The following is a 22,586-nucleotide window of genomic DNA, read 5'->3' as shown; positions in this document are numbered from 1 at the left end:
CAGGTGACGAATGTTGACGCGGCCAGACCAGTTGAGTGTGCGACAGGTGATGATGTCGACCCCCGTGCGGGTTCCGCCGTCCTGCCCGCTGCGCGACGTGATGGGGGAGATGAACCGGCTGCGGATCGGTGCCGTACTCGTAACGACCGGCGAACACAAGTTACAGGGAATCTTCACCGAGCGCGACCTACTGCGCCGCGTCGCGGACGCCGACCCGGGCTGGCGCGAGCTGCCGGTGTCGGCTTGGATGACGCCAGACCCGATCACCATTGGCCCGAATGAAGCGTGGGAGGCGGCGGTCTCCCTGATGGAGCAGAAGCGGGTGCGGCACCTGCCCGTGGTCGAGGACCGTACGGTACTCGGCTTACTTTCCACCCGGATGCTGCTGGGCCGGCGCGCGGACGACCTCAACCGGGTGGTCGAACACCGCACGCACGAACTGAAGCGGGCGCTGGGCGAGATCATGGCCCGCGATGCGGAGATGCGGCACAACCTCCGCGCCGCCGGTCAGCTTCAAACCCGGCTCCTGTTGCCGCACTCGCCCCCTCCTTGGCCGGAACTGCGGTGGGGGGTGCATTATGCCCCGCTCGATCACCTTGGCGGTGATTACTATGACGTAGCCCAGCCGGACGCGGACCACATCGGGTTCCTGATCGCCGACGCCAGCGGGCACAGCATTGCGGCGGCGATGGTGGCCATCATGTCGCGGTCCGCGTTCGCCGACATCGCGAGTGGGACCATCTCACCGGGAGTGGTGCTGTCCGAGATGAACACCCGGCTCCAAGGGCTCGCTGACGACCGTTTCGTGACGGCATTCTACGGGGTGCTGAACCGCCGCACCCGGGTGCTAACCTACGCCAGCGCGGGGCACCCGTACCCGTTGCGGTTCGTCGCCCGCACCGGCACGGTGCAGCCGCTTTCGGCTCAAGGCTTCCTCCTCGGAATCGTGCCCGACGAGCAGTACCGCGAGCGCACTGTGCAGCTCGAACCGGGAGACCGGCTGTGCTTCTATACCGACGGCTTGGTGGAAGCGCGGGACGACCGTGGCGAGGGATATGGTACAGACCGGTTGGAAGCCGCGCTCACGGCTGGCGGGGCTCTATCGGCCCAATTGCTCCTGGACCGGTTGCTCGCGGACCAGAAGCAATTTCGAGGAGATCAGAAGCTGTCCGATGATGTCACGCTCGTTGTGTGCGAGTTGGCCAAGTATTGACACGACATGCGTTGTTCGTCAGCGGATCGCGTCCGTGATACCGCACAAGCGATTCCAGTAGTTTCAAGTTGGCGGCTTGGTTTTGTTGGCCGATCGTGCAGTAGTAATGGACTTATTTTCGCCATCTGTAGGTGCCAGCCCATCGGCCAACAGTATCAGGCATACCGCCGCCAGTGTCCACCCGAGGCCGCGGGCTGAGCGGGACCACAACCAGGCGTTACGCAGGATCAGCCCGACGGCGACCCACAGGAGTCGCACGACCCCATCGGTGGTCGAGGTCCGGGGCCGAACCTGCCCCAACTGGCGGTAGCTGCTCTCGATCCCGAATCGGGTCCGGTACAGGTCCCGAATCGCCACCGGGCTCCCGCTCACCCGCCACGCCGCGTACAGTAACTTCTTGCTCCGCCGGCCCCCGGTCCGCCGGTACCGGTAGCTCTTGTGAGCGATCACCACGTGCACCCGCACCGAGGTGCCCCGATCCGCGTGGGTGTACGCATATCGACCCGCGCCCCGCCGCCGCACGGCCCGCAACCCGACCCCCTTCACCCCGGGCCGGGGCTTGCGGCCCCGGACCACGGCCGGGATCACGAACGGCACACCCCGCGCCTGGAGCAACCGCATCACCGCGATCGAGAAGAACGCCTTGTCCAGCAGCGCGACCCGGACCGTAACCCGTGCCGCCGTCACCTGATCCAACAGCCGGGTGAGCACCGCGGTCATCGGCTCCTTCTCGCCCACGGCCGTCAACCCGAGCGTGTACCGGTCCGGTCCCCCGACGAGGCACGCGGTGGCGTACGTGTGGAACGTGTGGGTGCCGCCGGCCCCCTTGGACCGGGTGGTGTCCCGGTTCGGCGTCCCGAAGTACCCGATCCGGTGGTAGTCGATCGCGACCCGAGCCGCCCGCTTCCGCTTGCCGAGCGGGGCGTGGAGGGCCGGCCGCAACCGCCGCTCGAGGGTGCGGCGCCGCTTGGGCAGCGTGAGGTACAAGCAATCCCAGATGGCCTGCCCGGACGGGGCGTCGGCGATCGCGGCACAGGCCGCGGCCACCGAGCGGGCGAACGCCGCGGCGAACAGCACCACCCGCCACACCACCTCGGGTGTACAGGTGCGGCGACGCTTGGGCAGTTGGACCGCACGGCCGAGCCAGTCGGTCAGGACCGGACGGAGGTGCCGGGTGGCGTGGGCCGGGGTGGCTCGGATAGACTGACGTTTGGGTCGCATGGGGGCTCCGACAGTGGAGGCGTGGTAACCACCATTGACCGGTAAACCCATGCGGCCCGCTACTCATAAATCGCCCAACTTGAAACTACTGGATTCCAGTAGTTTCAAGTAGGCCTGTAGTTTCCGCGAATCGGCCGCGCTCACGCGGCCAGATCCAAGCACCGGTGGGCGAGGTCGCGGATTTTCGCGTGGTCGTGGTGCTCGCCCACAACGGCCTGAATCTCCTGGGCCAACAGCTCGTGTTGCCAGGCCCGGCGCTTGTCCGCGTGGCTCGGGCGCCGGTTCGGGTCGTCCCACGGGGATGCGGATCGGTGCCCCACCAGGGCCTCGGCGTTCTGGTTCCAGGCCCACACCTCGGTCAGGGTGTGGGCCCACGCGCACAGGTGGAAGCACCCCACGTTCGACGGCACCCCGCGCACCTGCTGCTGACCCGCCCCGGCGACTTGTTTGAGATCCCGAAAACAGGTCTCCAGGGTGAACCGGTCGGCCACCCGCTCCAGGATGTCGGCCACGGTCGCGGTGGTGTCGGTGCCGAAGAACGCGACCCATCCGTGGGGCTCGTCCACCAACACCACCCGGATCGCCCCACCGGCCGGGCGCCACGTGGCCACGAACGTCTTGTACCGCTTCTCGACCGACTTCCCGTACACGGTGAACATGCCGGTGCTCCACCCGCCGGGGTGGGCGGCCCGCTTGGCCAGCGACACCCGCTCGGTCCCGTACACCCGCGGCCGCCGGGCCGCCCGGGTACTCGCGCCGGTGGCACCGAGCACAGGGCCGCATCCCGGCGCAGTCGGCTCACCACCGTCACCCCGAGCTTCCGCAGCGGCTTGAGCACCGGCCCCTGGGCGTACGCCCCGTCGGCCACCACCCACACCGCCTTCCCCCACAACGCCAGCCACCCGTGCGCCCACCGCACCAAGCCCACGGCCATGGTCAGCTTGGTTGCGAACGGGGGCCGGTCCGCCGCCCGAACCGCCCCCAGGTTCGCCTTCCGGATGTACCGCCGGGCCAACAGGGGTAACGCCACGACCCCGCCCAGCGGGTGCGCCACCAGCAACCCGAGGACCACCCACACGTGCCCGTACACGAACCCGCTCCCGGCCGGCCCGGGGGTCGGGTTGTGGTGCACCCCGGCCCCTTGCACCTGGGAACCGTACCGCGCCGTCGGGGTGTCATCCAACGCGAGCACGACCCGCGGCCCGGTCACCAACGGCCGGAGCACCTCGACCAACAACCGGGTGGCGATGGCCTCGGCCCGGCGCCCGACGGCGGCCGCGGTGGGGTAGCAGCGGCGGTACTGGGACGACAACCCGGCGGCTCGGATCCAGCAACTCCGGGCCTGTCGCCCGCGGGCCAACAGCACCCCCAGGAACAACAGCGCCAACCGCCGGCCCGAGCGCCGATCCAAGGCACCGGCCAGAATCGAAAACCACTGGCACCGCGGGGCCGGAGTGTGCGAAGATGGCATCGCCGCGTCCGTTCGGGTTGGGAGGTCGTGTGGTAACGCCATCCTCCCGGACGGGCCGGCATTCGTCTACTCCGAACGTACCACCATCACCGCCCGGCCTACAAATTCGCGGAAAGTACAGTTTTACCCATCCAATGTTCTGCCCCGGGCCACTCCCGCGCCAGCGCCCGTAGTCGATTGGAACTGCTACATGCTCGCGACACCGATCTCCTTCAGCACTTTCGCGAGCCGGTCGATCTCGGCTTCGGTCGTGTAGAAGTGGTGGCTCACCCGGATCAGCAACCGGCCCGGGCGCTCGATCACCGGGATCTCCACCCGGCGCGCCCACAGCTCCTTCCGCAACGCGGGGGCGGTCCGGCCGTCCGGCAGTTCGAACGCCGTCATCGCGCCGCACAGCCCCGGTACCGAGGGGGTTGCCAGCGGCAGCCCCAGCCCGCCGATCACCGCGCGCGTGTACGCCGCCAGTTCCGCGATGCGGCCGCGCACCGCGTCGAAGCCGTACTCGGACTGGAAGTCGATCGCCGCCGGCACCGCCAGCCACGGGCACAGGTCCCGCGTCCCCTCGAACTCCAGGAAGCGCGTCCGCGGCGTGCTGCCGTATGTGTCTTGCGCGTCGGGGCCGACCGACCGCACGGCCTCGCCGATCGGGTACTTGTCGGGGTAATAGCCCCAGCTCACGTGGAGCGGCTGGAGGCGGTCCTCGTTACCCGGTCCCACCACCAGGAATCCGGCCCCGGACGGCGCCAGCAGCCACTTGTGCAGGTTCGCGGCGTAGAAGTCCGCGCCCACGTCCGACACGTCCAGCGGGACGTACACCGGCGCGTGCGCGCCGTCCACCACGGTCACGACGCCGCGCCGGCGGGCCTCGGCGCACAGCGCCTTCGCGGGCAGCACCAGTCCCGTGGGCGAAAGCACGTGGCTGAAGAACAGCAGCCGCGTCCGCCGGGTCATCGCCTTCGTGGCGGCGTCCACAATTTCCGCCGGGTCGCTCGCCATCGTCGGCAGAGGGAACGTGCGGATCGTCAGCCCCTGCCGCTGGACGGCACGCTCCCAGCACCAGATCATCGCCCCGTACTCGTGGTCGCTCATCAGGATCTCGCCGGGGGCGTTAAGCCGCAGCCCCGACGCGACCAGGTTGATCGCCGCCGACACGTTCGACGTGAACACCAGCCGCTGCGGCGCCGTGCCGAGGAACGCGGCCGTTCGCTCGCGGGCCGCCCAGAGGAGCGGCGGCGCTTGGCGCACGAAGAAGTTCGTCGGCCCGGCGGCCAGCATCCGGCGCAGCTCTGTGGCCCGGTCGAACACCGGCACCGGGAGCGGCCCGAACGACCCGGTGTTGAGCATCGTTACGGTCGGGTCCAGCAACATCCGGGTGCGGGCCGCGGCCCAGTCGATCGTGCGGCCCGCAGCAGGTTCATTGTTTGACATTCGGCCCCCTCATTCCGCACGGGGTCCCCTCCGGGGGTTGACAGACGCCCCGCACCCCGCCATCGTCTATAAATACTCCCGCACCGTACATTTACAGACGGCGGAAGCCGCGCAGGTCGGACATGGCCCATTCTCAGGCTCAAGAGCCCGAAGACCTCCCGCCCGAGGAAATCCCGGAGGACGCCCCCCGACCGGAGGCAAAAGCCAGAACCGCGGGCCGCTCGACCGACGGCTCCGGTTCCGAACGCGCCCGGAAGCGGCGCGACGCCCCCGACGGCGATGGCCCGGCCCGGCGCAAGAAGCGCGGCCCCAAGGTGCCGTACCCGCCCAGCCCCGAGGGCGTGCCCGAGGACCTCACCGACTACCCCGCGGCCTACGTCCGGCAGCAGAACCTGCTGCTCTCCGGCCTGTTCCTGTTCCTCATGTTCTACATCGGGGCGGTGCTGTTCTTCGCCCTTGTCGGGTTCTGGTGCGTGTGGAGCCTGGGCCACTGGCTCCCCGTCAAAGTCGTCGGCATCGTCGTCTCCAGCGTGTTCTTCCTGTACCTCGTAAAGGGCTTCTTCAAGCGGCACCCGGTCGACAAGGAGCTGCACATCGAGATCACCGCGGACGAGCAACCGGTGCTGTTCGCGTTCATCGACCAACTGTGCGACGAGCTCGACGCGCCCAAGCCCAACCGCGTGTTCGTCTCCCCGGACGTGAACGCGGCAGTAATGCCGCGAGCCACCCTCATCAACCTGTTCGTCGAGCCCAAGAAGGACCTGCTCATCGGCCTGGGGCTGGTGAACTGCATGAACCTGACCGAGTTCAAGTCGGTGCTCGCGCACGAGTTTGGCCACTTCAGCCAGTCCGCCACGTCGTCCAGTTACGCCTACGTGGCGAGCCGCATCATCGGCGACCTGGTATCCGGCGAGGACTGGTTTGACCGTGCGGTGAACTGGTGCCGGCGGCAGAACAACGTCCTGTCGGTCCTCGGTCTAGGCGTTGGCGGGGTCCTGTGGGTGGGCCGGACCGTCCTGTGGCAGATCTTCAAGGTCATCACCCTCCAGCGGATGGCGGTGATGCGGGAGGCCGAGTTCCACGCCGACCTGGTGGCGGTGAAGGCGGCCGGCAGCGACGCGGTCGCGCTCAGCCTGTTCCGGCTGAAGTTCGGCAACCTGTGCCTGATGCAGGCGGTCCAGGATCTGGCCGTGGCCCGCGACCACAAGCTGCACAGCCGGGACATGTTCCTCCACCAGGACCGCGCCGCCGCGGTGGTCCGGCTGAAGCGCAAGAACCCGGATCTGGGGCTCCCGCCGGCGCTGGACCACCCGATGGCCGGCAAAACGGTGCAACTGTTCGACCCTGCGGACGGGGACGACACCGACGACGTTCCGGAGATGCGCCGCACGCACCCCCCGGCCCACGAGCTGGAGGCCAACGCCAAGCGGACCTACGTCCCGGCGGCCGCCGACCACCGGTCGCCGTGGATCCTGTTCGCCGACGCGGACGACCTCCGGGAGCGGATGACGTACAAGTTCTACCGCATGGTGTTCAAGGTGCCGAAGAACACCGAGCTGGTGAGCGCGGCCGAGGTGCAGACGTTCATCGACAACGAGCACTCCGAAACGACGTACGACTCGAAGTACAAGGAGTGCTACGACGACCGGCCGCTCGAGCCCGGCGACCTCAGCGAGCTGAACGGCCTCGTCCGGGACAAGCCCTGGGCCGAAGAGCGCATGGAGAAGGTGCTGGAGAAGCTGTACGACGGCTGCGAGCAGAACGTCGAGACGCGCAACGAGATCCACAAGGAGCTCGAATCGCTCCACAGCAGCGCGACCGGGCGCCCGTCGCCCAAGCTCAAGCGCCGGATCGAGGACGCCGAGCGGAAGCGCGACGAGAACTGGGAGTGGTTCAAGTCGTTCGACCGGCGGGTGTACCTGCTGCACGTGCAGATGGCGGCACAGGTCGCCCCCGAGCTGAAGGACGAGCTGGTCGAGCGGTACCGGTTCCAGTTGGAGGTGCAGCGGCTGTACATGGAGTCGCGGCACGCGTACGACGAAGCCGAGCGGCACCTCGCGGTCCTCTCGCACCTCCAGCAGCAGCACGGCGACCAGGTGTCCAGCGAGTTCGTCGGCGAGGTGCTGCGGGTGCTGCGGGCGTCGTGGAAGTCGCTGCGGAACATCATCCGCGACGCCAAGGAACTCAACCTGCCGGCGATGAAGAACTTCGAGGAGGGCGAGAACCTCGCCGATTTCATTCTCGAAGGCAAGATGGTGCCGGAGCCGCCGCTGAGCTACGTCAAGGGGACCTGGATCGTCAAGCTGCAGCAGCAGCTCCAGAGCGCCCGGTCCAAGTGCTTCCGGCTGCACTTCAAGAGCGTCGGCGGGATCTTGCGGATGCAGGAGGAGATCGCGGCCAAGTGGAAGGCCGAGCGCGAGCCGATCAGCGCCGAAGTGATCGGAACCAGTAGCTCCGAGACGGCGCCGGCCGAGGTTATTGAGGCGGAAGTGATCGACGCCGAAATCATCGACGCGGAAGTGATCGACGCCGAGGTCATCGACGCGGAGGTGTTACCCGGCGCGCCTCCCGCGCCGCAAGCCGCCGCCGCGGCGGTACCGGCGCTCGGCCATTTTTCGCCCGCAGAACCCGAGCCGCGGGTCGAACAACCGTCGGGACCGGTCGAACCGGAACTGAGCACGCGAGCCGCCCCCGCGGTGGTCGTTGCGGTGGAACTGCCCGTCGGTCCGCCGGTAGCCGCGGCCGATGTGTTCGCACTCGGTCGGACTCCCGAGCCGGTGCCGGAACCGTCCCCCGCGCCCACAATGGAAGGCAGACCCACACCCGGCGCCAACGAACCCGTTACCGGCGCCGCCCTGGGGCCGGCGTCCCCCGGCCCAGAAACAGACGAGTTCGTTGGCGCGGTCGAGGTGATCGGAGAAGCAACGCCGAAGCCGGCGGCGCCGGCACTCTCGGGCATCACGGAACTGCCAACGCCCCGCGCCGCGGAACCGGCCGTTATAAATTTGAGCCTCGACGCGGGCACCGATCTCGGCTTCCCGGCACCCCCGGCAACGCCCGGGCTGAAGCCGGCGAACGGCAAACGGCCGGGGATCCGAATCACGACGGTGCTGCCCGGTGACCGCTCACCGCTGGCGAAGTGACGCTTGCCCGGCCGGCGTGGATTTGTTTTCGTTGTTGGTTGTTCAGGGGGTGAGGGTGGCCGCTCGCGCCGCGAGCGGCGCCGGCACTCCCGTCCGTGACTTTCGGTCACTGAACCTTCCGGAACACCGCGGTCACGCCCTGTTCCAGGCTCGGGTGATGGAGTTCGTCGTCCTCGAAGATGACGATAAAGTTTCGCTCACCGGACGTGCCGGTCAGGAGCAGTTTCAGCCCTTTCGTTCCGACCAATCCCTTCACTTCATACTGCCCGCCGGCGGTCACAGCCCCGGAACCGGTGCGGGTCACGGTGTAAGACCCGTAGGCGGTGCATGTGAGTTGCTCGCGCGTACCGCTGCCCAGATCGGCGGCCCAGGTCCTGACCAGCGCGGCGGTGTGTTTCGCGACCAGACGCTTCGCCTCGGCCGGTGCCACCACGCCGCCGTTGAGCGCAACACTCGGCGCGCCTGACAGCCTCGGATCGGTCGGTCACTTCGGTGCGCCGGGCGGCACGACGTTGACGGCCGGCGGAGTCAACTTTGGGGCCATTTTCCCGCCCGGAACCGGCTGCACATCGACCGGCGGAATGTCTTCGGGAGCCATCCCGCCTTCGGCCGCCTCGCTCTGCTTCTTCTTGTAGAGGAAGAACGCCAGGACCAGCATGATAACGACAAGAACGCCGAGGATGACGAACCGCAGCGGGGAGTTCTTGTAAGACCCTTCGTCGTCCGCCGCGCGGCGCTTCTTCTTTTTCTTCCGGGGCCGCTCGTCCTCTTCCTCGTCGTCTTCGTCAGCGACGGCCGCCCTCACGGCCTTCACCGCGGCCCGGGGCTTGGCCGGCTCGTCGCCCTCGTCCGGGTCCTCGACCACGAAGTACGTTTCGCACTTGGGGCAGCACACGGTCTGCCCGGCCTTAAACCCCGAACCCGACTTCAAACCGGCGCGACACTCCGGGCACTTGAGTTTCAGCACGCTCACGGTTCGGCGCTCCAAAAGTATCGAAATGAGGCGGTAACGAACTGGCGCCACTGTAACCGGCCCCGTACCGGCGGGCCACCGCTACTTTCTCCCGGGCGCGTGTGGTACAATGCTGAGTTATGGAACGTCTCAACAAATATCTGGCGCACGCGGGTGTCGGGTCGCGCCGGCACTGCGACAAGCTCATCTCCGCCGGGCGAGTCAAAGTGAACGGCGTGAAGGTGACCGAACTGGGCCTGAAGATCGACCCGTCGGCCCACCAGATCGCGGTCGACGACCAGCCCGTGCGGGCCGAAAAACTGGTGTACTGGGCGGTCAACAAGCCGGTCGGTCACCTCTGCACGAACCACGACCCCGCGGGCCGGCCGCGTGCCGTGGACCTGCTCCCGCACGTGGAGCAGCGGGTGTACACCGTCGGCCGCCTCGACGAGGGGAGCGACGGCCTGCTCCTGATGACCAACGACGGCGACCTCGCGCAGGGGCTGACCCACCCGCGGTACGGGGTCCCCAAAATGTACTTCGTTCTGGTCGCCGGCCGCCCGACCGATGATGACCTCCAGAAGCTCATGGACGGGGTGTGGCTGAGCGACGGCAAGGTGCGGGCGAAGAGCGCCAAGCGGATCAAGGCGCAAGGCAACGGCACCTGGGTCCGCGTGGTGCTCACGGAAGGGAAGAACCGCGAGATCCGGCGCATGCTGGCGAAGTTCGGTCACAAGGTCATGCGACTAAAGCGGGTGGCGATCGGGCCGGTGAAGCTGGACAAGCTCCCCAAGGGCAAAGCGCGGCGGATCAGCGATGAAGAGCTGAAGGCGCTCAAGGCGTTCGTTACACGGGCGCGGCAAAAGATCACCGCGGCGCGGTTGAAAGCGGCGGACGGTGGCCGCAAAACATCACAAGACGCGCCCAAGAGGCCCCGGAAAACCGACGGCGCGTGAGCCGCGCCGGCGGCGCGGCGGGCCATCGCCGGTGTTGTCGGCGGCCCCTCCTGTGCGTTTTGTGCTCCTTTGCGGCCATCCCCGGTTCTCTGATGTTTCACCTAACAGCGCCGGTTCTCGAACACACCAAACTCGCCGCGCGCACCTACCGCGTGCGGCTCCGCGCCCCGGAGATCGCGGCGGCGATTCGCCCCGGGCAGTTCGTGATGCTCCGGCTGCCCGGCACCAGCGACCCGCTCCTGGGGCGCCCGTTCGCGCTCTACGATACCGTCCTCGAAAACGGCCAACCGGTCGCGATCGATGTCGTTTACCTCGTCGTCGGCAAGATGACGGGGCGGCTCGTGGAGGTGAACGCGGGCGAGCCCCTTCAGGTGTGGGGGCCGCTCGGCAAGCCGTTCCTCGACACGGGGCCGGCCGACCGAGTGACCCTGGTGGCGGGCGGGATCGGACAGACGCCGTTTCTCGCGTTCGCGCGCGAGCTGCTCGGCGCCCGGGGGTTCGGGGGCGATGCGCCACGGCCGCGGGCCAAACAGGTCGCCCTTTACTACGGCGTTCGGAGTGCCGAACTGGCGGCCGGGGTCGAAGATTTCCGGGCCGCGGGCGTCGAGGTGCACCTCGCCTCGGACGACGGCAGCGTCGGGACGAAAGGCTTCGTCACCCAGTTGCTCGAATCACACGGCCCGACCGGCCCGCTGGTCGGGTGCGGCCCCGAGCCGATGCTTCACGCCCTCGCCAAACTGGCGGCGCGGTGGAACGTGCCGTGTCAGGTGTCGCTGGAAACCCCGATGGCGTGCGGGATCGGGGTCTGCTTCAGTTGCGTGGCGAAGGTGAAAACGCCCGACGGCGACGACTACAAGCGCGTGTGCGTTGACGGCCCGTGCTTCGACGCCGCGAAGCTGGTCTGGGAGTGACGTAAACCCGCGCCGCTCAAGTCCAGTCGTTTCAAGTTCGCGCCGCGCGTCTCGGTTTTGAGCGCGGTCCGCTCGCTCCGAGGGTGTGATTTTTTGCCCCCGGCGTCCCCTCCCTTGCGCCCTCGCCGCCCCGCGGGTCACACGCCTTGTGGCTCGCGATTGTGTTCGCTTGCTTTTCGTGCGGCCTCGCGCAGGGTATCCGTCCATGGTCGCTGCGGGTGCTTGTGGGCGCACCGCCGGATGGTCTGGAACAAGTTGTGCACGAGCGCGTGGAGCACCACCACGGCTCGCACCGCGACCAACCCGCGGACACGGAACTGGTACAACCCGCGGTTACGCATGCCGGCGTTCACCCACTCGGCGGCCGGCGCCCGCTCCTTGTAAATGGCCTGACCGTCCGGGGTCCCCATGCGCACCCGCAGGGCCTTCATCCCGGGTCCGTCCCTCCGCTTCGGGGCGCATGGGTCCCGGCCCGCCAACCGGTCCGCTCGGGCCCCTTTCGGGGGCATGAACACGGTGACCCCGCTCCGCGCCGCCCGCTCCACATCGGCCCCGCTCGCGAACCCGCCGTCCACCAGCGCCTCACCCGGCTTCCGCCCGTAGGTCGCTTCGACCCGGTCCAGCATCGGCCCCAGCAGCCCACCATCGGTTCCTTGATTGGTCACGTCTACCGCCACGATGATCTTCTCGGCGGTGGTGGTCATCGCCGGCACGTTGTACGCCGGCCGGTACCCGCCATCGGGCATCTTCATGCGACGGCACGCGGGGTCGGTGGACGACGCCCGGGGCGCGGACCGTACCGGGTCGGCGGCCGCTTTCGCCGCCGCCGGTGGGTTCCGTCGGAGCCGCGCCGCCCGCGCGCGCCAACTCGGCCGCGTCCTGTTGGGCCACCTTCAGCCGCTCGAGCTTCTCCCGCGCGTGCCGCTCCCGGGCCGCCCGGGAGCGGCACGCGGCGGTCCCCTTGGGCTGGTCCGGTTGGTCCTGGAGCAACCGCAGCGGCTCGGCCACCTCGCGCGGACATTGCTCCAACGATTCGAGCCGGTGGAACGAGCCGGCGCCGGCGTGGGCCCGCACCCGCATCCCGTCCTGGGCCACCCGCTTCAGGTGCACCAACTCGGCGTGCATCCGGATCGCCACGTGCTCGTGGAACAGGGCCTCCAATTCGGTTCCCGCGTGGGTGCGGAAGTTGGACAGCAGGTGGTAGTTGACCGTGACACCCCCGCACAACCAACGGAACCCCACATCCCGCACGCACAACCGGGCCAACCGGCGGGCCGACCCGACCCCCTCGACCGTGGCGAACATCCACAGGGCCACCAGCAGCCGTGGGTCCGTCGCATTCCGCCCGGGGCGCCCTTCCACCGCGCGGATCGTGGCTACGAACCGATCCAGGTTCAGCGTCGTCACGTCGCTCCAGATCACCCGCACCGGGTCGTCCGCCGAAACCAACTCGTCAATCGTTAGCGACGCCACCGTCGCCGCCCGGTCCAGGGTTCGCAGTCGCGGCAACGCGTCCATCACAAGGTCCCAACAGCCCGCACCCCTGGAATCAACACTGCGACAATTATAGAGCCAATAGATTAACCAGACGCCGGGAAAATCACAGCCTTTCCGCGAGCGGTGCGCCGGGTATCCGCGAGCGGTTACGAATCTCGGCACTGACCGCAATGCAACCGCTCGCGGACCACATACACCGGACACATTCGCACAACCTCAGTCACCCGCACCGGCGCGGCAAATCGCGTTGAACACCAGCTTGAACGTGGCGTGAGGCTGCGCCCGGTACAACACCTGTGAACCATACGCCACGACCCGCCCCTTACCGACGGCGGCGTCCAGCACTGCAACCCCGCCGTCGAGGTGCTCCTGCCCGAACGCCCAGCCGCTCCGCAGGGGCGTCTTGCCCGCGAACCATCCCACGCGCTCCACCCCCGACCCGTTCGCCGGGGCGCGGAACGTCGGGCTGTTCGCGAACATCACGTCGGTCTCATCTCCCATGCCCCACGCGAGCGGGTGCGCCGGATCGACCTTCATCCGCAGCACGGACGGCGGGACGTAGAACTTGTCGCGCCCGAGCGGCTTCTCCTTACCGTCGGCGCCCTTCTCGACCAAGTGGTTCTCGACCTTCACGCCGAGTTGACCGGCCAACGCGGTCGAGCTACCGATCGTGAGGAGCGTACCCCCGGCGGCAACGAACTTCTTCAGTTCGGGCACCGTCTTGGTCGCGGTGATGCTGCCGCGACGGCCGCGGAACTCGGCGGGCAGTCCCAGTTCGTCCACCACGTTCGATTCCGGCGGCTGGTCCCCGCCCCCGCCGCCACCGCCGCGTGACCCGCCCATGCCGTCCACGAGCACAATCACGTCGAACTGCTCGCGCAGTTTGCCGCGATCCAGGTCCGGCGGGTAGACCACGGTAAACGGGTACTCGAACTGCTCGAACAGCCACCGGGTCCACCCGGACGGCATCGACCCGCCGTAGCGGTCCACCAGCGCGATCCGCGCCGGTTTGAGGGCCGCGGCCTCGCGCCCGGGGGCCTCCGGACTGCCCACGAACCGGGTTCCCAGTGCCGTCGCGATCGTTTCCAGTCGCTTCTGCGTGCCCGCTTTCTTAGTTACGAAGAACATGCCGGCCGGGTGCTTCGCGCCGCCGACCGCGGCCGGCTTCGTGAGCCGCCGCACCTCCTCCCCCGCGGCGAGCAACTGGTTCACCGCGCGGAACGCGTCGTTGGTCCGCGGGTGCAGGAAGAACCCGACCGCCCCGTCCGCGTCGAGCACCTGTCCCGGGGGCGGAGGCACTTCGCCCTTCAGTTCCTCGAACGGCCCGCTCACCGCGTCCAGAGCGCGGTCGAACTGAACGCCCATCTGGAACGCCAGCGTGTACCCGGCGGCGTCGTAGGGCGGGGTCGGCGGCGCGCCCGGGTACGCGAAATCGTCCGGGTGGTCCTGCGGCTCGAACATGTCGAGCACGTGCGCGCGGAACGCCTGGGCCGATTTCACAACGTAGGAACCGGCCCGGTACTTCTTCCCGCCGACGGTGAACCCGTCGGTCGCGCGGTGGACCGTCACGCCGGTACCGATGAGCGTGTTCACGAACTTGGTCGCGGTGAGGAAGTCCGGCTGGTCGGACGGCAGGATGTACGCGCGGGCGTCGCGCTTCGCGGGGTCACGGAAGAACTTCTGGAACGCGTCCGCGCCGCGGCCGCCCTTCGCCGCCGTCACCACCTTCGGCGTCACCGTCCAACTGTCCTTGCCGCCGCGGTCGATCGCGTTCTTGCCCATCAGCCAGATGTTGTACAGGAGCTGCTCGCGGTGCCGGGAGGCGTAGTCGAGTACCGCCCGGTTCGCGGTCACCGAGTAGTCGACCGACTGCCGGAAGTGCCACTCTTGCGGCGCGACGGGGGCGAGCAGGTCGGCCCGGGGGAGCTGGAGCGCCGGGTTGAAGGGGATGCGCGACGGCGTGGGGCTGCCGATCGTCTCCGTGAGCAGCCCGATCATGTTGTGGAAGTACGCGGTGGTGCGGAGGCCGCCGTTGAACCACGTGGAGTAGCGGGCGCCGGACCGCGTGGTGGCGCCGGGCTTGTCCTCCGCGAGGAACCGCTGCATCATCGCTGCGCCGACGGCGTCGATCCCGCTGACGACGAGCGGGTCGAAGTTGTAGTTGAACGGGTCGCGGAACGGCGGGCAAAACAGCACCGTTCCGGGCGGGCCGGTCTGGTGGTGGTTATACACGATTTGCGGCAACCACTCGCGGTACATGACGCGGTTCATGTTCCGCGTCTCGGCCTGCGTGTTGGCGTAGAAGTCGCGGTTGTTGTCGTGGCCGATGTACTTCTGGTACAGCCGCGGGAGCCCGCCCAGCGAGCGCTTCTTGGGCTCCTTCTCGCGCATGTACCAGTCCGCGACGAGGTCGTGCCCGTCCGGGTTCGCGTGGACGAACAGGATGATGACGTCGTCGAGGATGCGGAGCGATTCGGCGTCGGTCGCGCTCACGAACTGGTAGATCGTTTCGGCCAGCGCCTGCGCGCACAGGGTCTCGCTCGCGTGCAGACCGCCGTCGATCCACACCACCGCCTTGCCTTCGGCCGCGAGCCGCTTCGCGGCTTCGGGCGTGACCCCATCGGCGTTCGCGAGTTGTTTCGCGACGGCCTGGTAGCGCGCGAGCAGCTTGTGGTTCGCCGGTGCGGTGACCACCGCCATCAGTTGCGGGCGCTTCTCGGCCGTCTTGCCGATCTCCACCACCTTGATGCGGTCGGACTCTTTTTCGAGCTTCGCGAGGTACGCGGCGTACTGCTCGTAGTTGGCCAGACAGTAGTCGTCACCCAGGTTGAAACCGAAGTGCGCCTTCGGGGTGGTGACCTTCGGCGCCGGCTTCGGTTCGGCGGACCGCAGCGCCTCGTGCGGGGACAGGAACACCGTCCCGCTCAGCACGAGTGCGAGAGCGACGATTCGACGCATAAGGAGTCTCGGCGGTGTGCGAAGTGATGGCAGGGGTTGCGAGTGACCGGTGGACAGAATACAGAGCACTCACCACGAAGAAGCCCCGCGTGCGGGAGAACAGTCAACACAAAGGAACACGAAGAAAACGGGAATCAGGTGCCACGTTTCGAGTACAGAATGCTCGTTAACGCCCCGCATCCGCGGCTTCGCGTTACTGCCGTTCCCGACAAGAAGGTGCCACTTCTCTTCGTGCGCCTTTGTGTTTACGTTGTGCCTCGTTGGTGAGTCCTTCTGCTCCTTTACTTCTTCTTCGGGTTCTTGACGTACGTGTCGAGCCACGCGATCCACCGCGCCCAGAGGTCGAGGTTGGTTTCGCGGCTGATCGGCCCGTGCCCCTCGTAAGGGTACATGTACAACGCGGCCGGCTTGCCCAGCCCGTCGAGGGCGGCGAACAGTCCCTCCGAGTTCATCGGGTGCGTGCCCACGTTCGCGTCCTCCATCCCGTGGTACATCAGCAGCGCGCCGTTGATCTGGTTGGCGCGGAGCAGCGGGGACATCTCCAGGTATGTCTCGCGGGCGTCCCACAGTTGCCGCCGCTCGCTCTGGAACGTCATGCTGGTGAGCGTGCGGTTGTAGCACCCGTCGCCCGCGATGCCGGCCTTGAAGAACGGCGTGTGCGCCAGCGCGTTCGCCGTGCTGAACGCCCCGTAACTGTGCCCCCCGCACGCGAGCCGGTCGCGGTCGATGATCCCGCGCCGGTCGCACTCGTCGATGGCGGCCCAGAGGCCGTTCCGCAGGTCCGAGACGTAGTTGTCGTTCATCTTCCCGGCCGGCCCCACGATCGGCACGTCGGGCTCCACGACGGCGTACCCGGCCAGCGTCAGAATCGCGACGTGGCGCGGGGTCGGGCCGGTGAACCGCCCCGGACCGGCGGCCGCAGCGCCACCGCGGCCGGCCTTCTGGTCGTAGTCCGCTTGATCCGTGTACTCGCGCGGGTAGATCCAGAACAGCGCGGGGAGCTTCCCTTCCGCCTTCGGCGGGAGCGTCACCTTGACCCAGAACTTGAACCCGTCCACCCGCGTCACGCGGAACCGCTCGGTCTTCAGTTCGTGGAACCACGGCGCGCGGTCCACGTTGTTGGTCAACTTCGTGACCGTGCCGGTCGCCAGTTCGGTCATGAAGCAGTTGGGAACGACCTTCGTGTTCTGCCGCGTGGTGTACACGCGGGCGACGTCGTTCCCGTCCACCGCGTCGATCGTTTCGGGCAGGTCGGACTTGCTCTCGAACACCCGCGTCTTCTTGCCGGTCGTGATGTTGATCGCGTCGATGTACGGCCGCGGCTGGGTCGCCTCCCCGGCGCCGCGCCCGCGCTCCGTCCCGGACAGGTACACCTCGCCGGCGCTCGACACGCGCACGACGCTGACCCCGGCGACCGGTTGCGACAGCAGCCCCACGCCGAACGTCGCACCGCCGCGGAACCCCGGCGGCTGTTCGTCCCCGGCCGTCTCGTTCTTCTTGGGCGGCGTGTCCCCCTTTTTCGGCCCACCGAAACCGGTTCCGCCGCGCGAAATCACGTAACTCTTCTTCGAGTCGGCCAGATCGACCGCCGTGATTTGCCTCGCCGAATCGACCGTCTGCGACACGAACAGCCACTTGCCGTCAGCCGAGTACTGCGCCCCGGTGATGCGGTTCGGCGACTCGTACACCACCTTCGCGTCGTCCTTACCGAACGGCGGCAGCCACTGCATCACGCGGTCCTTGCGAACCGTTTTCGTGTCGTCCTTCTTGGCCTCTTCCTTCTTCACATCCTTTTTGGGCTCTTCCTTCTTTCCGTCCTTCTTCTCGTCCTTTGCAGTCGGCTCCAGTTGCAGGAACGACATCCCTTTCCCGTCCGGGCGCCAGTTCAGGTCACGCTTGGCGTCCGGATCGAACGGCTCGGGCGCCACCGGCGCGGGGTCGTCCGGGTTCATGGGGTTCGTCGGCACCGGCTGAGTCGGGTTGGGAGCGGGAGGTTGAGTCGGATCGGGCACGGGCACCCCACCCTTCCCGCCGGCGCCCTTCGTGAGCCCGCCTTTCGGGGCGGTCGGGGCCGTCGGCGGGGGCGCTGCCGGCTGGGGCTCGCCTTCGCGCAGGTTCCGATCGGATAGCGTCACGAGCGACTTACCGCGCCCGTCCCACACGACCTCCTGCGAGCCGAACCGCTGGAACGGGGCGTAGTACGAGAACGGCTTTTTCACCGTCGAAACGCGAAACGCCTCCTCGCCCGGCGCGGCGCTGACGCTCCGCACCATCGCCGGCTCGCCGACGTTCGTGACCGCCCCGTCCGCGACACCCACGAGCGCCACCTGCCCGGTGAGCAAGTGTTCCAGAAGCTGCATCTGGTACGGGGATTCGAGCAGATAGCGGTAGGTCCGGGACGGGTCCTTGCCGTCGCGCGCGACGCGCACCTTGGGGCTCTCCGCCACGCCCGGCTTCGGTACGGGGCGCTTGCCCCCCTCGGGCAGCAGCACCGTCTGGAGCCGCGTCCCGTCGTACGCCCACTGGAGCGTGGTCACGAGCGTCGCAAGAACGGGCGTCTTGGTGATCTGGCGGCACGCGCCGGTCTCGGTATCGGCCACGCAGATGTGGGTAGCGTCGGAGAACAGCGCCAGGAACGCGAGCTTGGAACCGTCCGGGGACCACGCCGGGCTCCCCACCCGGGCACCGGTTGGTGCCCTCACGGGCACCGTGCGGTTCTCGGCCGGGAAAAACAGTTCGAACGACTCCGCGCTGTTGACCCACAGGTCGCGGGAGCGGCACGCGACCGGGTCGAACGCCATTTCCGCGAGGTGAACGCACGGGCACCCGAGGCGCTCGACCGGCGGCAGCGGGTCGCGCTTGGCGACCAGGAACTTGCGCCCGTCGGGGCTCAGGTTCGTGAGCGCCACGATTTCGCCCCGGGACGCGAGCACCGCGTCGGCAATCTCTTTCGGCGGCAGCAGGTACGCTTCGCGGCTCAGCGGCGTCAGTTCCGCCGGCGCGGGTGCCCCCGCCAGCCGCGGGGCAGGTACGGGCTCTGGCGCCGGCGTGTCGGCAGCCCCGGCGTGCAGCAACCCGGCGAGTGCGATCAGCCCGGCGCACGCAGCCGAACGGCGGAGGAAATGGCAGGTTCCTCGCATGGTCCGGTTCCTTGAATTTGGTGGTGGGAACGGCTCGGGGAGAGGTGCGGGCCGCGGTGGCATTGTTGTACCCACCGGCGGACGTTCGGTCGCGAGAAACACCGCCTTCACATCGGTCTCTCATTATTTCGTGCCGCGGCCCCGCGCGGCATTCGTTCGCACTCCGGTTATTGATGTCTGTCTCGCGCCACAAACACAACCATCCGGCCCGAGTACAAGAGCCCTTGATTGAAGTCGGCAGTAGTTACGCCACGCCCCGTTCGGACCGGACTGGGTTTCCGATTGTTTCAAACAACGCCTGAAGTCCATGAACGTGCTTGCAGCAGTACGCGTGGCGGTACTCGCCGTGGTACACCGCATCGGGACAGGTGCAGTGCCAGTTCAGGTAACCGTCGGCGGTGCGCTCGGCAGCGATCTGGTACTCCTCGCGCCCGCCAGAGACCACCCACGTCATCAGGCACCCGGGCTCGTTCGGGTCCGGGTTGCGGTACGTCACACGGAACAGGTACGGGGCCGGCGCCCGCTTGCGATCCGGACCGGGGAGAACAACGGTCACGATCGCGTATGGCTTGTGCGCGTCGGGCGCATGTTTTTTGACCACATAGCACCTCCGATTCCAGTTGGGTTTAGTAAGGAATTTTATCCGAACAGATGTCCACTACGGATGTCCGTAGCCCAGGCGGTACATTTCCTGGAACCCGAACGGAGCGGCGCCGATGGACGACAAGACGCAACCGACCGACGCGCAGACGATTAAGCAGTTCATCCGCGAGCTGGCGCGCAAGAACCGCGTCGCGCAGAAGAACAAGGACCCGATCAGCCGCGACATCTGCGCGAAGTTCGTCGCGCTCCCGGCTTACGAATCCGCAAAAACGGTGATGTGGTACGTGGACGCCGGAAGTGAGGTGCGCACCCGCCACGCGCTGCCCGACGCCCTCACCCACGGCAAGCGGGTCGTCGTCCCGTGGTGCGTGGTCGAGACGAACGAACTCGAACTGTTCCTGCTCGAAGACATGAGCGAACTGGTCGAAGGGGCATACAAGATTCTGGAACCGAAAGAGGAACTTCGGAACCTCCCGGCGAAGAAGGTGCAGCCGGAGGAACTCGACCTGGTGATGGTTCCGGGCACCGCGTTCGACGTGCGCGGCGGGCGAATGGGTCAGGGTAAGGGCTACTACGACCGGCTGCTCGCGCGCGCCCGCCCGGACGCCCCGCTCGTGGCGATCGGGTTCGACTGCCAAGTCTTCGAAGAGATTCCGGTCGCGTCCCACGACGTGTTCATGGACCTGGTGCTGACCGAAGCCCGCACGATCACCGGGAAGGGCCGCAGCGCGGCGTGAACCATGTCGGACCGCGCCCAGGCGTCTCAGTTCTGGCAATCCGTGCTGCTCCGGCTCATTCTCATTTGGCTGCTCGGCTGGGGCACGATCGTGTGGTTCCGCGGGTGCCTCGTACCGGCGACACGCGACGAGCTGCGTGAGGACCACCGGAAGGCGCTCCCGCCGGAACCGCCCTCCCCTTCGGGGCGAGCGTCGTCTGGCTCGTGAGTCTTCACACGACAGCGGCGTTTACACCGTACTTACACGAACAGTCTGATACAGACCGAGTGGATTCAGCGTGACTGTATCGCGTCAGCGCCAGGCGCGGTTCGGGAAGCCGCGTCAGTACGTGTAATAGTAACCCGCCGACTGGCCGGGCGAGGAACTGGTATAGGTGTACGACGGGGATGGGGACGCGGACGTGCTCGTTCCCGAACTCGAACTGCTCGGTGTGGTCGGGCGGCTCGGCGCGGTGCTTGTCGCCGGCGCCGAGGTACTCGTTGCGTACGGCCCAACGCCCTGGCTCAGTTGCGTCATGAACAGCCCATAACCGACCGCTCCTTTATTGGTCGTGGCGCCCGCGTACCGAACCGTGTACTTCCCGGCCGTGAGGTACTTCGTCGCGGTCACCGGCGGTTGCCCGACCCGCGCTGTCAGCACGAACACCACGTTGCCGTCCTCGTCGTAAACGGTCATCGTGACGGCATCGCCGGCGGCGCCGGCCTGGGCACCGAGCGCGAATTGGAACACACCGGCTTCATCGAGCTGGAGCGTTTCGCCCGCGGTCGCGGCACCCGGGGCGGTGGTCCCGCTCGCGACGGCATCGAACACGAGCGGCGAGAGCTGGTTGAAGTCGGCCGCGATGAAGTACCCGCCGGTCGTCTTCGCAGCCCCTTCCCGCGCCGAAACCTGAATGTAGTAGTCCTGCCCCGCGACCGCGTTCAGCACCTGCACACTGAACAGCCCGCGGTCGTTCGACAGCACCTGAAACGCCACCGCGCTCCCGGCGGCATCGAACACCCGCACCCGCGGGTCGACGCCGTTGGCGTCCAGCGCCCATACCAGCACGTTCAGCGTCACCGCATCGCCAGGAGCGAAACCGCGCGTGCGCACCTTGTACGTGTCCACATCGAACCGGTCCTCGATCACGCCGCGGTAGACGGCGTCGAACCGGGCGTCCGCCCCCGTGTTGGCTTGGAGCACTCGGGCGCTCGCGAGTACGTCGTCGGTGTGGCCGTCGAGCACACCCGTGAGGGCCGTGGTGATCGGCGAGAGCGCTCCGCCGATCGACAGGAAGTCTACCGCGAGCTTGTACCCGCCGACGTCGAACACGTCCCCGCTCGCGCCCTCTACCTTGATCGTGTAGTTCCCGCCCAGCAGCCCGGGGTTGAACGTCAGCGTGATGTCATTGCTCAGCGGGTCGGTGCTGGCCCCGCTCGCGACCGCGCGCCCGGCGGCGTCGTACACCGTGACCTTCGCGGTCAACAGGCTCAGCCCGGCGGCCTTGAGCCGCACGGTCACGTTGCTCAGCCAGGATGTCAGCGCCGGCGCGGTGAACTTGTAGTAGTCCACGTCCGACGGGCTGCTGATGTCGGCGGTGGCGAGTAACTGGGTGACCGAGTTGCGCGGGATCGCGCTGGCGCGGGCGGCGGTATTGTTCCCGCCGGTGCCTTCGAACGCGTCCGGGGTGCGGGTGCCGTACAGTTCTTGCAGGTGCTCAATGTCTTCGGCGCTCAGCCCGGTCTGGTACTCGTACCCGGCGTGGATCGCCGAGGCGTGTCCGTCGTGCTCGTGGTCGAGCCCGAACACGTGCCCCGCTTCGTGCAGGAGCACCGAGTAGAGGTCGTACACCGAACCGAACGGCACGTTCGCGTTCAGCACCACGTCCCCGCTGAGGGTGGAGCCGGTGAAGCTGAACGGGGCCGCACTCGCGAGCACGTCCGGGGACAGCCCGGCGGCGGCGATCCGGATGTCCCCGAACCGCGTGTCGCCCTGCACCGCGCCGACCGCGCCGAGCGCCTGGCCGCCGTCGGACACGAGCCCGATGTTGATGTTCGCGTTCACCGCCCAGGTCTGGAAGGCGCGAAGGATCTCGCGCTTCCACTCCGCACTCGTGCCGCTCGAACCGAGAAGTTGCGCCAGCGAACTGGCCCCGAGCGGGGTCTGGGTGCCGTCATTAACGAAGCTGAGCGTCAGGTGCTCGGGATCGGCCCAGGGAACGCCGAACGTAGACGGGAGGGCGCGGTCTTCGAGGTATTCGAACGAAGAGCCGATCTTCGGTGCCGGGGTCATCGCGTGCTCGCTACGTGCGGCGGACGAGGGGGCGGTACACCGCCGAACCAACTGCGGTGTACCGGAGAAAGGCGGCGCCGGGCAG

General features: G+C 67.9%; 16 protein-coding genes and 1 pseudogene. 6 read left to right on the top strand and 11 right to left on the bottom strand.

The window, feature by feature from the left end; genetic code table 11:
- The first annotated feature begins 49 nt into the window (after window positions 1-49).
- A complete protein-coding gene (locus GobsT_RS14390; protein WP_010039727.1) occupies window positions 50-1,213 on the top strand; it encodes a PP2C family protein-serine/threonine phosphatase in 1,164 nt (387 codons plus the stop codon).
- A gap of 63 nt (window positions 1,214-1,276) precedes the next feature.
- Here the strand turns inward: GobsT_RS14390 and GobsT_RS14385 are convergent, their stop codons facing one another.
- The 3 genes and pseudogenes from GobsT_RS14385 to GobsT_RS14375 all read right to left on the bottom strand — a co-directional run bounded on the left by GobsT_RS14385 (window position 1,277) and on the right by GobsT_RS14375 (window position 5,333).
- Window positions 1,277-2,434: a transposase gene (locus GobsT_RS14385; RefSeq protein WP_010033207.1), complete on the bottom strand. Its 1,158-nt coding sequence runs from the start codon at window positions 2,432-2,434 to the stop codon at window positions 1,277-1,279.
- A 140-nt stretch (window positions 2,435-2,574) separates the two neighbouring features.
- Window positions 2,575-3,905 (bottom strand): annotated as a pseudogene (locus tag GobsT_RS40845) (IS701 family transposase).
- A gap of 186 nt (window positions 3,906-4,091) precedes the next feature.
- Window positions 4,092-5,333, bottom strand: a complete 1,242-nt coding sequence (locus tag GobsT_RS14375) for an aminotransferase class V-fold PLP-dependent enzyme (protein ID WP_010039725.1) — start codon at window positions 5,331-5,333, stop codon at window positions 4,092-4,094.
- A gap of 122 nt (window positions 5,334-5,455) precedes the next feature.
- Here GobsT_RS14375 and GobsT_RS14370 point away from each other — a divergent pair, with 122 nt between their 5' ends.
- Window positions 5,456-8,476 (top strand): M48 family metallopeptidase, encoded by a 3,021-nt coding sequence (locus tag GobsT_RS14370; RefSeq protein ID WP_010039724.1) that lies wholly within the window; start codon window positions 5,456-5,458, stop codon window positions 8,474-8,476.
- A gap of 106 nt (window positions 8,477-8,582) precedes the next feature.
- Here the strand turns inward: GobsT_RS14370 and GobsT_RS14365 are convergent, their stop codons facing one another.
- Window positions 8,583-8,906: a hypothetical protein gene (locus GobsT_RS14365; protein ID WP_148087741.1), complete on the bottom strand. Its 324-nt coding sequence runs from the start codon at window positions 8,904-8,906 to the stop codon at window positions 8,583-8,585.
- A gap of 54 nt (window positions 8,907-8,960) precedes the next feature.
- Complete coding sequence (locus tag GobsT_RS14360; RefSeq protein WP_010039722.1) at window positions 8,961-9,449, bottom strand: hypothetical protein; 489 nt, start codon at window positions 9,447-9,449, stop codon at window positions 8,961-8,963.
- A 119-nt stretch (window positions 9,450-9,568) separates the two neighbouring features.
- On the opposite strand from GobsT_RS14360, the gene GobsT_RS14355 reads away from it, so the two are divergent.
- Window positions 9,569-10,384 carry a pseudouridine synthase gene (locus tag GobsT_RS14355; protein WP_010039720.1) on the top strand — a complete coding sequence of 272 codons (816 nt, stop codon included), beginning with the start codon at window positions 9,569-9,571 and terminating at the stop codon, window positions 10,382-10,384.
- Window positions 10,385-10,476: 92 nt separating this feature from the next.
- Window positions 10,477-11,295 carry a dihydroorotate dehydrogenase electron transfer subunit gene (locus GobsT_RS14350; RefSeq protein ID WP_010039714.1) on the top strand — a complete coding sequence of 273 codons (819 nt, stop codon included), beginning with the start codon at window positions 10,477-10,479 and terminating at the stop codon, window positions 11,293-11,295.
- A 137-nt stretch (window positions 11,296-11,432) separates the two neighbouring features.
- Here GobsT_RS14350 and GobsT_RS39635 read toward each other — a convergent pair whose 3' ends face one another.
- The 5 genes from GobsT_RS39635 to GobsT_RS14325 all read right to left on the bottom strand — a co-directional run bounded on the left by GobsT_RS39635 (window position 11,433) and on the right by GobsT_RS14325 (window position 19,491).
- Window positions 11,433-11,726, bottom strand: a complete 294-nt coding sequence (locus GobsT_RS39635) for a transposase (RefSeq protein WP_261341491.1) — start codon at window positions 11,724-11,726, stop codon at window positions 11,433-11,435.
- A 151-nt stretch (window positions 11,727-11,877) separates the two neighbouring features.
- Entirely contained in the window at window positions 11,878-12,813 is a 936-nt protein-coding gene (locus tag GobsT_RS14340; RefSeq protein WP_109571092.1) for a transposase, read from the bottom strand.
- 195 nt (window positions 12,814-13,008) lie between these two features.
- Window positions 13,009-15,750, bottom strand: coding sequence for a M14 family metallopeptidase (locus GobsT_RS14335; RefSeq protein ID WP_010039712.1), 2,742 nt, complete (start codon window positions 15,748-15,750; stop codon window positions 13,009-13,011).
- 281 nt (window positions 15,751-16,031) lie between these two features.
- Window positions 16,032-18,890 carry a S9 family peptidase gene (locus tag GobsT_RS14330; RefSeq protein WP_010039710.1) on the bottom strand — a complete coding sequence of 953 codons (2,859 nt, stop codon included), beginning with the start codon at window positions 18,888-18,890 and terminating at the stop codon, window positions 16,032-16,034.
- A gap of 244 nt (window positions 18,891-19,134) precedes the next feature.
- Window positions 19,135-19,491: a hypothetical protein gene (locus tag GobsT_RS14325; protein WP_010039708.1), complete on the bottom strand. Its 357-nt coding sequence runs from the start codon at window positions 19,489-19,491 to the stop codon at window positions 19,135-19,137.
- Between the two features lie 115 nt (window positions 19,492-19,606).
- On the opposite strand from GobsT_RS14325, the gene GobsT_RS14320 reads away from it, so the two are divergent.
- Both GobsT_RS14320 and GobsT_RS14315 read left to right on the top strand, forming a co-directional pair.
- A complete protein-coding gene (locus GobsT_RS14320; RefSeq protein WP_010039706.1) occupies window positions 19,607-20,230 on the top strand; it encodes a 5-formyltetrahydrofolate cyclo-ligase in 624 nt (207 codons plus the stop codon).
- 3 nt (window positions 20,231-20,233) lie between these two features.
- Complete coding sequence (locus GobsT_RS14315) at window positions 20,234-20,437, top strand: hypothetical protein (RefSeq protein ID WP_010039704.1); 204 nt, start codon at window positions 20,234-20,236, stop codon at window positions 20,435-20,437.
- 114 nt (window positions 20,438-20,551) lie between these two features.
- Here the strand turns inward: GobsT_RS14315 and GobsT_RS14310 are convergent, their stop codons facing one another.
- A complete protein-coding gene (locus GobsT_RS14310; RefSeq protein ID WP_010039701.1) occupies window positions 20,552-22,501 on the bottom strand; it encodes a matrixin family metalloprotease in 1,950 nt (649 codons plus the stop codon).
- Window positions 22,502-22,586 lie beyond the last annotated feature (85 nt).

This window comes from Gemmata obscuriglobus (genome assembly GCF_008065095.1).
GTDB lineage: Bacteria > Planctomycetota > Planctomycetia > Gemmatales > Gemmataceae > Gemmata > Gemmata obscuriglobus.
Note: the sequence above shows the minus strand (reverse complement) of the source record. Positions and strands in the feature narration are given on the sequence as shown.

Excerpts from the sequence above, each read along its gene's own strand:
- GobsT_RS14390 (WP_010039727.1), top strand. The coding sequence starts at position 50 with ATGATGTCGACCCCCGTGCGGGTTCCGCCGTCCTGCCCGCTGCGCGAC.
- GobsT_RS14385 (WP_010033207.1), bottom strand. The coding sequence starts at position 2,434 with ATGCGACCCAAACGTCAGTCTATCCGAGCCACCCCGGCCCACGCCACC.
- GobsT_RS14375 (WP_010039725.1), bottom strand. The coding sequence starts at position 5,333 with ATGTCAAACAATGAACCTGCTGCGGGCCGCACGATCGACTGGGCCGCG.
- GobsT_RS14370 (WP_010039724.1), top strand. The coding sequence starts at position 5,456 with ATGGCCCATTCTCAGGCTCAAGAGCCCGAAGACCTCCCGCCCGAGGAA.
- GobsT_RS14355 (WP_010039720.1), top strand. The coding sequence starts at position 9,569 with ATGGAACGTCTCAACAAATATCTGGCGCACGCGGGTGTCGGGTCGCGC.
- GobsT_RS14350 (WP_010039714.1), top strand. The coding sequence starts at position 10,477 with ATGTTTCACCTAACAGCGCCGGTTCTCGAACACACCAAACTCGCCGCG.
- GobsT_RS39635 (WP_261341491.1), bottom strand. The coding sequence starts at position 11,726 with ATGAAGGCCCTGCGGGTGCGCATGGGGACCCCGGACGGTCAGGCCATT.
- GobsT_RS14340 (WP_109571092.1), bottom strand. The coding sequence starts at position 12,813 with ATGGACGCGTTGCCGCGACTGCGAACCCTGGACCGGGCGGCGACGGTG.
- GobsT_RS14335 (WP_010039712.1), bottom strand. The coding sequence starts at position 15,750 with ATGCGTCGAATCGTCGCTCTCGCACTCGTGCTGAGCGGGACGGTGTTC.
- GobsT_RS14330 (WP_010039710.1), bottom strand. The coding sequence starts at position 18,890 with ATGCGAGGAACCTGCCATTTCCTCCGCCGTTCGGCTGCGTGCGCCGGG.
- GobsT_RS14320 (WP_010039706.1), top strand. The coding sequence starts at position 19,607 with ATGGACGACAAGACGCAACCGACCGACGCGCAGACGATTAAGCAGTTC.
- GobsT_RS14315 (WP_010039704.1), top strand. The coding sequence starts at position 20,234 with ATGTCGGACCGCGCCCAGGCGTCTCAGTTCTGGCAATCCGTGCTGCTC.
- GobsT_RS14310 (WP_010039701.1), bottom strand. The coding sequence starts at position 22,501 with ATGACCCCGGCACCGAAGATCGGCTCTTCGTTCGAATACCTCGAAGAC.